This window comes from Alkalihalobacillus bogoriensis ATCC BAA-922, from assembly GCF_000621445.1.
Lineage (GTDB): Bacteria > Bacillota > Bacilli > Bacillales > Bacillaceae_F > Bacillus_AO > Bacillus_AO bogoriense.
This window is the reverse complement of the sequence record NZ_JHYI01000034.1, coordinates 42,279-53,484: the sequence shown is the minus strand read 5'-3', so window position 1 is coordinate 53,484 and position 11,206 is coordinate 42,279. Positions and strand designations below refer to the sequence as shown.

The following is an 11,206-nucleotide window of genomic DNA, read 5'->3' as shown; positions in this document are numbered from 1 at the left end:
GATAGATTGGATAGCCCGTAGGACCAGCTTCATAACAGACTTTTAAGTCTTCAGGATTTCCTAACGTTTTCATTAATTTTCGAATAGCCTCTGGAGTATTTGGAATCTCCCCACGATACCATGGCTTTTCTCTACCCGGGTATGCAATTGCAACTGCAATATTTTCCTTAGACACGTCTAAACCTACATATTTTGTGTTATCATTCATAGTAATGGCTCCTTTTCGTAATGTAGCTCTGATTTTGGTTTTTTACTTTTCCAGTAAACATTCTAACCGAATTAATCTACGATTTACGAGTAAGGGGCCAGTTTTGTTCATGATAACTATTCACACGAAAACATCGATTATTAAAATTTTATCGGACATGTATTCCGCTATTTGCTTGAAAACAGGACTGTAACTTAGCTGAAAGCAAAAATAGCGGAACAGATGTCCATAAAGATTGCAAAAAAGGCTATTTTGCTATAAATAACGGAACACATGTCCAATAGGACCCGCGTTCCTCGCTCGTGCCGCGGACTAACCCCACAAAACAAAAAAAGCGCTTTGATTCCTAAAATCCAAAGCGCTTCTTCTATATTATTCTGTAGATACAGACGGATCAGCTTGTTGTTTAACTGGGATGACTTGAAGGAAGTTGTCTTCGACGTTTTCAAGTAATCCAGCAATGACTGAAGCTTCTTCTGTGTGACCGAACGCCGTTAAACGCTCTTGATATGCTGTCAGCAATTCAGTGACATCTGTAATCCCTTTATCAGAAAGGGATTCAATTTCCACTTTTGCTCCTTTCGCAATTCGGGCTTGAAGTGCTTCTTCTGTTAAGCCCATTTCTGGCTGGTGACGGAGGTAGACGACTCCACCTGTCATTCCTGCACAAATCCATGGACCAGGGTCACCGAGGACAAGACCACGGCCGTTTGTCATATATTCAAAGGCAAAGCCTTTAATATTTGCATCGGCACCGAGGTTTGCACCACTTGTTTTTACAGGTTTTGTGAGGCGGCCACCGAAAATCATATCGGCACCAGATAACCGGATACCAGCACGTGCGTCAGCATTTCCTTGAATCATAAAGATTCCTTGCTGTGCACCATAACCTGTTCCTTTACCGACAGAACCGTTATAATATTGGCCGTCTTTGCCTTTTGCTTTGAAAATCATAAATGAGCCGCCAAAGGCTGTTTTTCCGACACCGTCTTGTGCTCCGCCATCAACATGAATCGCGATACCGTCACTGTTATAAGCACCAAGACCATTACCAGGGATAGAACCATCTTTAAAGCTTAAGCTAATTTCTGGTAAGTCACGGTAGGAACCGTCAAGTTTTCCACGAACACGGTGACAAGACACACGGCTTCCTAAAATACGTTGTTCTGCTGTGACATTAGAGAATTCACGTGATTTCCCTAAATCTTCAACACGATAGTCTAAATATTCAGCGCCAGCAGCAACCGCAAGTTTTTGCTCTTCAGAAGAAGCCGCTGTTTCAAGCTGTGGCAATACAGCAACATCTTGGGCAGATAAAACATCAAGCATGTTTTGTAAGTCCATTGCTTCTGTTCCGCGTGCTTGCACAAGAAGGTCAGAGCGACCAACTAAGTCTTGTACGCGAGCAACACCAAGTGATGCCGCTAATGCTTGAACTTCTTTTCCGAATGCATTAAACATATTCATTAAGCCTTCAACAGCTAAGTCAAATTGACGAGGAACGAAACGGCGTAAGCCATGTTCTTTCGCTTGTGCTTCTGACTCAATTTGTGTCGCGATTCCAACGTGACACGTATCAAGGTGACAACCACGGCATGTTGTACAACCGACAGCGATCATCGAAAGTGTTCCAAATCCAATCCGGTTGGCGCCAAGAAGCATTACTTTGACAACATCAAGTGCACTTTTAATTCCGCCGTCAGCCCAAAGCTCGACTTTATGACGTAATCCTGACTCGATTAAGGCATTATGAGCGGCTTTAACACCAATTTCAACTGGTAATCCAACGTGTTGAAGAGCATGAACACGAGCTGCCCCTGTTCCGCCGTCAAAACCACTTAATGTAATATAATCAGCACCTGCTTTTGCAACACCGACTGCAATGGTTCCGATGTTTGGAACGATTGGTACTTTCACACACACTTTTGCTTGGTCATTGGCTGTTTTAATTTCCGTAACCATTTGCGCTAAGTCTTCAATCGAATAAATATCATGGTTATTAGAAGGAGAAATTAAGTCAGAACCAGTTGTCGCATTACGAGCAGCGGCAACTTTATCTGTCACTTTTGAGCCTGGAAGATGACCACCTTCACCTGGCTTCGCTCCTTGACCAATTTTAATTTCAATTAAGTTTGTTGAATTAATGAGTTCGGCATTCACACCAAAACGTCCGGACGCAACTTGTTGTCCACGAGTATTTGGATATTTGCCAAGCATATCTTTAATTTCTCCACCTTCACCGTTGAAGCTAATCATATTTAAACGATCAGCGGCTTCGGCATACGCGCGGAATGCAATTTCATTTTGTGAACCAAACGACATCGAGCTAATAATAAATGGCAAGCTATGGTTTTGAACAGCAAGATCAACAGATTCCGGATTAACTGAAGATGACACTTCTTTTAAATCAGTTAAATGACGAATGGAAATCGGATTGTTTTCTTCTTGTTCTTTTAATTTATCTGCATAAGCGCTATATTCACCATTGCCAGAGGCGATGTCACCGATTGCTTTCCAAATGCGAGGGAAGAAGTGGAACGTTTTTCCTGGTCTCGCCTTTTCATCAGAAAAGTCTTCACGACGGCCAACGGCATCTTCTTTCATTTTGTCAAAATTAAAGCTTAATGAATCAGAGCCTAAAAAGTTCACGATGTTTAATACATCTGACACTTCATTGTTTAACCCGATAGCTGAGAACAACCGTCCATATCCACGAAGTTCATGAATGCCAATTGTGGAAATGACTTTTTCAAGGCCTTTATTTAATGCTTCAAATAATTTTACACCTGGTGCTGCATCTTCACCTGTTACAGTCGCAAACATTAAATATGGATTAACAATGTCTGCACCTAAACCGAAAATAACAGCGATGTCATGAAGCGAACGAATAGAACCTGAACGGATTGCAATCGAACAGTCACGACGAATTTGTTTTTCTGTTAACCCTTGGTCAATAGCAGAAACAACAAGATGTGGGTCAAGCCATAAATGATTGTCACTATGTGCTTGTTCATCATCTAATACGATTAATTGTGCACCGTTTGCAATCGCTTCAGCGGCATCGTCAACAAGGCGTTGTAAAGCTTCAGCGACCGTTTCATTTTCACCAAATGTTGCGGATAAAATATGAGAAGCTTGTAAATCTTCATAATACGAAACAACTTGGTTATAAGACGGCTGTTCACCAGCTTCTGCTAGTTTCGCACCAGCTGCTCCTTCAAGTACGATTGGAGACACTAATTCTAAGTTTGTATGGTCTGTTTCATGGTCAAATAATGATGGACGCTTACCTAAAATGACACGAGTGGAGAAATGCTCCATTTCACGGTCACGGTCGATCGCCGGGTTAGTAACAACAGCAACACTTTCTTTAATAAAATCTGCAATGTTTTTGCGACCTTGGTGAAGTGTTGCAAGTGGTGCATCGTATCCTAGGGAACGAATCGGCTCTACGCCTTTATCTGCCATTTGCTCAACCATTTGAATATGCTCACGATCCCAGCCAAAAGCAGAATAATGACCATTCGTCACTTTTAATGGTAACGAAGTAACGGTATTTTTTTCGTCTTTCATTTGTGGTGTACTTAAACGCTTACGACTTCCTTCGACATTCACACGCTCACTCATGCGATTAAACACAAGCTCTTGGTACACGTCTTGGAAAATAACTTGTAAGCTATCTTCTTTCCATTGCAAACCGACTTTTTCTCCTGGTGCAAGAGGTTTTGGCTCAGCAACAAACTCGCTCGACGATACAATTCCTTGCTCAGATGCAAAGTAAAAAGAAGATTCTGTTTCTGTCATCCACACAGGACGTAAGCCTAATGCGTCAACACTAAATGCCGCTTCATCTCCGAAACGAGAAATGATTCCAGCAGGGCCTTGGGCAAAATGACCCCAAGCTTCACGTACATACGCATATAAATCTTGAAGATGATCTGGCATTCCCTTAATTTCGTTCACGATAGGAGGGAAGAGAACATCTAACGCTTCGAATAAGCTGAAATTGTGACGGTAAATTAATGTTTCAATCACACGGTTTAAATCTTGAGAGTCACTCGCGCCATCTACAAGTGGAATATCTAGCATTCTTGCTTCATCTCGTAGCTTTGCAATCGTGTTAATTTCCCCGTTATGTCCGATAATGCTAAACGGTTGAACACGGAAGAAATTTGATAATGTGTTTGTAGAATAACGATTATGACCAAGTGTCATTGTTGATGCGACAAGTGGGTTCGCTAAATCATGGTAATAGCGAGGTAACACATCGCCTGCACCCATTACTTTATAAATCGCATAGTAATTGCTTAATGAAGCAACATGAACTAATTTATTTTCTTCAATGTCAATAACAAGTTTAAAGAGTGTTTCATTTAATTGAGAAAGTTCAAAGGCTGGCAATAGTGCCACTTGCCAGAAAACAGGCTCTTCTTTTCTTCCTAATGGACCAAGTGCATCGGTGTTTGTGACGTTGTCTGTTTCATACACAAGGTCGAATCCACAGGATGCCATTTTTGCTTTTATTTCTGTTTTTGTTGCTTGAGCATTGGCTGTTTGGTCAATAAAGAAATGACCAACAACAAAATCAGGACGGTCAGCAATGGAAGCATCTTGATTTGCTTCTGTTAATTTTTCTTTCCACACTGCTTTTGGAATATCAATGTGAATACCAACCCCGTCACCTTCTTCATTAATAAAACCAGCGCGGTGATTCATCGTAATTAAGGCGTTAATACAGTCATCGATGTTTTTCTTTGTTGGGATCCGTTTTTTCTCCATGACGGAGACAATACCACAGCTATCATGTTCAACATGCTTTTGAAAATCTCTAAATGTACTTGGACTCCAGTTTCTCATCTGTTTGGTCATTGGTATGACCGTCACCTCCCGATTAATAAAAGTCTGTTCGAAAAGTCGGCAAAGCAGAATCATTGTGAAAAAATCTGACACTATTAAGCTGCAAGTAGCCAGGGTCGCTCTAGGTTACGTCTGTTTGTTAACTTTTCGAACACCCTTTGTTTGTAACGCAGCGTATGCATAGATAAAAAGAATCTGACAACTATTTGAAATTGTCAGAACTTTATAACATAATAACATGTTCACTGAATAAAATCAATTATTTTTATTCACATGAATGGTGGAATTATCCAATATTATAAAGGAAAAAGGAAAGAGAAAATGCTATATTTACAAAGAAGTTGTAAGCGTTTACATGATGTGAGAGTATAAAAAATGCAGGGGAGTGAATTCTTCCCTGCACTGTATACTTGCATAAATATACATTATTTTAATTGGCTAAAGGCATGTTTAACAGCTTGTAATGCTTCTTCAATATCTTGTTCTGTATGCGCGATCGTAATAAACCAAGCTTCGTATTTAGATGGCGCTAAGTTAATGCCTTGAGCAAGCATCAGTTTGAAAAAACGAGCAAACATGTCGCTATCACTATTTTCTGCTTGTTCATAGTTCGTTACTTTTTCAGTATTAAAATAAATCGTTAACGCACCTTTTAGTCGATTCACCGTAATCGGAACATCATATGCTTTTGCATGGGCAAGTATGCCTTGTTCAAGGTGAGCACCGAGTTTGTCTAATTTTTCATAGACACCAGGTTCTTGCAGTACTTCTAAACAAGCAATCCCCGCGCTAATCGATGCAGGATTTCCCGCCATTGTGCCTGCTTGATAAGCAGGGCCAAGTGGAGCAACTTGTTCCATAATCGCTTGCTTCCCACCGTAAGCTCCAATCGGTAATCCGCCCCCGATAATTTTCCCTAACGCCGTTAAATCAGGTTCGACTTGAAGATAATTTTGGGCACCACCATACATAAAGCGGAAAGCTGTAATCACTTCATCATAAATGACAAGTGCCCCTGCTTTATGGGTTACTTCATTCACTTCTTCAAGAAAGCCTGGGAACGGCTCTACAATCCCGAAGTTTCCAACAATCGGTTCAACTAGCACCGCAGCAATTTCTTCGCCCCATTTTTCCATTGCTTCTTTAAATGCACTAATATCATTAAAAGGAACGGTAATCACTTCTTTTGCGATGTTTTGCGTTACCCCAGCAGAGTCCGGCGTCCCAAGGGTAGATGGACCAGACCCAGCCGCAACTAAAACAAGATCAGAATGACCATGATAACACCCAGCAAACTTAATAATTTTATCACGTTTCGTATAAGCACGAGCAACGCGAATAGTCGTCATAACCGCTTCAGTCCCAGAATTGACAAAGCGGACTTTTTCTAATGAAGGAATTGCTTGCTTTAACATTTTCGCAAACTGATTTTCAAGTCTTGTTGGTGTACCGTATAATGTTCCGTTTTCCGCCGCTTTCGTAATGGCTTTTGTAATATGTGGGTGAGCATGTCCCGTAATAATCGGTCCATATGCCGCTAGAAAGTCAATATAACGATTGCCATCTACATCCCAAAAGTACGCCCCATTTGCTTTTTCCATAAAAATTGGTGCCCCACCACCAACCGCTTTAAACGAGCGTGACGGACTGTTGACCCCACCAAGAATGTGCTCGGTCGCTTCTTCGTATAATAATTCAGATTGTTTTACATTCATTCGTTTTGAAGGCCTCCCTTTTATGTACCCCTGTTTCTTCCTATTTATTTTAGCATGTCATTCCAATTAGGAAAAATCGGAGGCGTTCGTCTTGTAGAAATCGTGTTTTTCCGATAAACTATCAAAGTCAAAATACCGAGGTGACGAGAATGAATATGATAGAAGTAAAAACATTACGAAAAGAATTTAAACAATACTCAAGCCGGTCTGGATTATCAGGGGCATTTCGCGATTTATTCACACGAAATTATAAAATTTTTTCTGCCGTCAACGATATTTCGTTTTCTATTCCAAAAGGGGAAATGGTCGGCTATATCGGGGAAAATGGGGCAGGGAAATCAACAACCATTAAAATGCTAACAGGCATTTTAACACCGACATCAGGAGAAGTCATTGTAAATGGAATGAACCCACATAAACAACGAGAGCAATTCGTGCGTACGATAGGTGTTGTGTTCGGACAACGTTCCCAGCTATGGTGGGATATTGCCGTGCAAGAATCATTCCGTCTTTTAAAAAAAGTTTACAATGTACCTGATGAACAGTATGAAACCCATGTAAAAGAAATCATTGAAACATTAGAGTTAGGGCCGCTTCTAGATAAACCGGTCCGCAAACTGTCACTAGGACAACGAATGCGTTGTGAACTAGCCGCAGCTCTCATTCACAATCCACCATTATTGTTTTTAGATGAACCAACGATTGGGTTAGACGTATTAGTCAAACTGAAAATTCGTGAATTTTTAAAAGAAATCAATCGAAAATATCAAACTACGATTCTATTAACAACACATGATTTAGCTGATATCGAAGCATTATGTGAACGCGTTATTATGTTAGACGAAGGAAAAATCATCTATGACGGTGGCTTAAAACAGCTACAGCAAAATTGGGGTGCAGGAAAAGAAATTCAATTTAATTTTCAAGCTGAAATTTCAAAAGAAACTTTAGAACAACAATCAACAGGACTCACAGTTGAGTGGAAAAAAGGCGAAAATAGCAATCAGTGGATTGCGGTTACAGAAAATGACAAAGATGTCTCCCTTATCATTAGTCGAATCGCAGCCGAGTGGACGATTCTTGACATGAAAATCGACCAAGTCTCAACAGAGGAAATTATTCGTAACATTTATGAAGAAGGTGTCTTTCATGTCAGGTAAATACCTTGAAATGATTCGGATTCGCTTCTTAATGATGTTAGCGTATCGAACAAATTATTACAGCGGAATTTTAATTTATTCGATTAATATCGCAGCGTATTATTTCCTTTGGACCGCGATTTACGGAAGCCAAGAAGAAATTCAAGGATTATCGGTCGTGCAAATGACGACTTATGTCGCTGTCGCATGGATGGCGCGGGCGTTTTATTTTAACAATATCGACAGAGAAATTGCCCAAGAAATAACCGAAGGAAAAGTGGCGATCGAAATGATCCGCCCGTATAGCTACTTGGGCATGAAAACGATGCAAGGGCTAGGGGAAGGCATTTTTCGACTGTTGTTCTTCTCAGCTCCGGGATTACTCATTGTATGGCTCATTTTCCCAATCGAATTTTCAGCAAGTTTGTCGGTGTGGGGTTTGTTTTTCGTGTCGATTTTATTTAGTTTTATGATTAACACACAAATCAACTTAATTACCGGAATCCTTACGTTTTTCTTATTTAATAATAATGGCTTAATTCGCGGGAAACGTGTTGTCATTGACTTGTTCTCAGGGTTATTGTTACCAATTAGCTTTTACCCGTTATGGGCCCAAAACGTCATGACGTTCTTACCGTTCCAGGCGATTAGCTATATTCCAAGTATGATTTTCACCGAAGGCTTTGTCGGAGCAGAAGTTTGGGCGGCGTTAGCGACTCAACTCGTGTGGACGCTTATTTTATTTATTCCAATTCAAATCTTATGGGTAGTTGCGAAAAAGCAGCTTATCGTGCAAGGAGGCTAAGCACATGTATTATTTTTCAATGTTCTTTCAATACGCCTCACAATATTTAAAAACGAGATTAACGTATCGCGTTGATGCTGTTGTTGAAATTTTATCCGACTTATTATTTCAAGCCGTGAACCTCGTCTTTATTCTTGTCGTTTTCGGCCATACCCAATTTTTAAGCGGCTGGAACCGCGAGGAAATCATTTTTATTTACGGATTCTTTTTAGTTCCATTTGCGATTTTTCAAGCGTTTTTTAATATATGGGACTTTAACGAACGGTATATCGTAAAAGGAGAAATGGACCGAATTTTAACACGACCGATTCACAGTTTGTTTCAAATTATATTAGAACGAATGGAGCTTGAATCGTTATTCGGTGTCATTACTGGTATCGCAATTATGGTGTACGCCGCTATGCATTTAGATTTAACCTTCACATGGTATGACCCGTTTGTTTTTATCGTCTTTGTATTAGGCGGAGCATTTATTTACGCAAGTATTTTCATCATGATTGCAAGCATCTCCTTTTGGTCAGATAGCCGTACTGACATCATGCCGATGATGTACAATATCGGCAACTACGGCCGATATCCGGTTGATATTTACAATCAAGTCATTCGCTTTGTCCTCACATGGATCTTGCCGTTCGCCTTTGTTGGTGTGTATCCTGCTGCTTACTTTCTAGGACGAGAAGAATGGTATGTATTTGCGTTCTTAACGCCAGTGATGGCTGTCATCTTTTTTGTGATATCGATAAAATTATGGAATAAAGGCGTCACAAAATATCGCGGCGCTGGGAATTGAGTGAGAAAGCTGAGCCTTATGGGTTCGGCTTTTCTTTTTCGAGGACACTGAAGCCGTTATTTGTGAACTTTACTAGCGATTCAGAAAATAAGCGGCCACCAGCGCCGTTATTTTACAAAAGTTTCCTACTGGCAAAAAAATAGTCTATGTTCAGGTTAGTTTACCACCGTTATATTAGTTGTTTTCGCTTAAAAACGTTGCTCTAGACCCACACGATAGTCATTTGCTAGGATGAAAAAGTAGAATACTAAATGGTGGTGTCGATGATGGAAAACAATCGTTTCAAGCAAGCGGAGACAGCAACTTGGATCGGAATTATAGCAAATGGAATGTTAGCGATTATGAAAGGAATCATTGGATGGATAGCAGGAAGTCGAGCATTAATAGCCGATGCGGCTCATTCGGCGTCCGATGTAGCCGGTTCATTTGCTGTACTAGCTGGGTTGAAAACCGCAAAAAAGCCACCGGATAAAGACCATCCGTATGGTCATGGCAAGGCTGAAAACATTGCGACAATTGTTGTGGCGATTTTATTAATTGTTGTCGGGCTGGAAATTACGCTTTCTTCACTTAAGCTATTTTTCGAAGAAGCACCAGTGGCCCCAAAAGGCATTGCCTTACTTGCCATTCTCATATCGATTCTCGTAAAAGAAATTTTGTTTCAATATAAATATCGTTTAGCGAAAAAAATCAACAGCCAGGCTTTACTAGCTGAAGCATGGCATCATCGTTCTGATGTCCTTTCTTCTGTTGCAGCTTTTATTGGAGTGTTTGGAGCGATGCTCGGTCAGTATTATCAAATCCCAGTTCTCTTATATTTTGACCCTCTTGCTGGACTAATTGTAGCTGTCATCGTCATCAAAATTGGCTTTTCTCTAGCCAAGCAATCAAGCTCAGTAATGATGGAACAAGTGTTAGAACAAGAGGAAGTCCAACCGTTTTACGAAACTGTCTCAATGATAGAAGGCGTCAAAAACATAGATGAGATTTTAGCAAGAACACACGGGCATTACGTCGTTGTTGATATTAAAGTCGCTGTTGATGCAAACTTAAGTGTTGCAGAAGGCCATATGATTTCAAAGCAAGTCAAAGAGAAGCTACTAACCGATCATGATAAAATTAAGAAAGTGTTTGTTCATATTAATCCGTATCAACGTGAAGTTGTATTGTAGTTTGGATGAAGAAAGAGCCTGAATCGTGTGAAGTGATTCGGGCTTTTTCTGTTTTAACGAGTAGATTGGTCGAATGTAATCGTAGGATTTCTCTTTAAGAGATGTTCAATGAATTCTTGTTGATTTATTGGTGAAATCTGAACCGTTCGATAGGGCGAATATTGGATTTCAATTTTCTCCATTGATAAAGCCGGGGCCGTAAATGGATTTTTTGTTAAACGAATCTGTTCAATATCCGTTATCTTAACAAGTGATTTAATCGGGCCACATTTAATGAATAGCGTTTCCGCTTCAATCGTGTAACCGGTCTGAAACCAAATCCAGCCTAGGAATATCGCACATATGACCGGAATGAGCATCCCCCAAATCGTAATTTCAGCAACAAAAATTGGCGGAAAAACAAACGCAAGTATATATACCCATATGAGAACCGTCATCCAGGCATCTTTTTTCGATGGAAAATACATAGATGGAACCCTCCTTATATATGTTGTACGGAAAAGGGGATGGAAACGTTTCA

The 11,206-nt window shown here is 40.3% G+C and carries 7 protein-coding genes and 1 pseudogene; 4 read left to right on the top strand and 4 right to left on the bottom strand.

Annotation, left to right across the window (positions count from 1 at the left end):
• The 3 genes and pseudogenes from T323_RS26695 to T323_RS0113330 all read right to left on the bottom strand — a co-directional run.
• Positions 1–208 (bottom strand): annotated as a pseudogene (locus tag T323_RS26695) (IS110 family RNA-guided transposase); the annotation flags it as partial.
• Between the two features lie 372 nt (positions 209–580).
• Positions 581–5,077 carry a glutamate synthase-related protein gene (locus T323_RS0113335; RefSeq protein WP_026673741.1) on the bottom strand — a complete coding sequence of 1,499 codons (4,497 nt, stop codon included), beginning with the start codon at positions 5,075–5,077 and terminating at the stop codon, positions 581–583.
• A 413-nt stretch (positions 5,078–5,490) separates the two neighbouring features.
• A complete protein-coding gene (locus T323_RS0113330; RefSeq protein ID WP_026673740.1) occupies positions 5,491–6,780 on the bottom strand; it encodes a glutamate-1-semialdehyde 2,1-aminomutase in 1,290 nt (429 codons plus the stop codon).
• Positions 6,781–6,929: 149 nt separating this feature from the next.
• On the opposite strand from T323_RS0113330, the gene T323_RS0113325 reads away from it, so the two are divergent.
• The 4 genes from T323_RS0113325 to T323_RS0113310 all read left to right on the top strand — a co-directional run bounded on the left by T323_RS0113325 (position 6,930) and on the right by T323_RS0113310 (position 10,686).
• Positions 6,930–7,940 carry an ABC transporter ATP-binding protein gene (locus tag T323_RS0113325; RefSeq protein ID WP_026673739.1) on the top strand — a complete coding sequence of 337 codons (1,011 nt, stop codon included), beginning with the start codon at positions 6,930–6,932 and terminating at the stop codon, positions 7,938–7,940.
• Positions 7,930–8,724 carry an ABC transporter permease gene (locus T323_RS0113320; protein ID WP_026673738.1) on the top strand — a complete coding sequence of 265 codons (795 nt, stop codon included), beginning with the start codon at positions 7,930–7,932 and terminating at the stop codon, positions 8,722–8,724. Before T323_RS0113325 ends, T323_RS0113320 begins: the two co-directional genes overlap by 11 nt.
• Positions 8,725–8,728: 4 nt before the next feature.
• Positions 8,729–9,514 carry an ABC transporter permease gene (locus T323_RS0113315; RefSeq protein WP_026673737.1) on the top strand — a complete coding sequence of 262 codons (786 nt, stop codon included), beginning with the start codon at positions 8,729–8,731 and terminating at the stop codon, positions 9,512–9,514.
• A 266-nt stretch (positions 9,515–9,780) separates the two neighbouring features.
• On the top strand, positions 9,781–10,686 hold the full coding sequence (locus T323_RS0113310) for a cation diffusion facilitator family transporter (RefSeq protein WP_035178654.1): 906 nt from the start codon (positions 9,781–9,783) through the stop codon (positions 10,684–10,686).
• A gap of 53 nt (positions 10,687–10,739) precedes the next feature.
• Here T323_RS0113310 and T323_RS0113305 read toward each other — a convergent pair whose 3' ends face one another.
• Positions 10,740–11,153 carry a PH domain-containing protein gene (locus T323_RS0113305; RefSeq protein ID WP_026673735.1) on the bottom strand — a complete coding sequence of 138 codons (414 nt, stop codon included), beginning with the start codon at positions 11,151–11,153 and terminating at the stop codon, positions 10,740–10,742.
• Positions 11,154–11,206 lie beyond the last annotated feature (53 nt).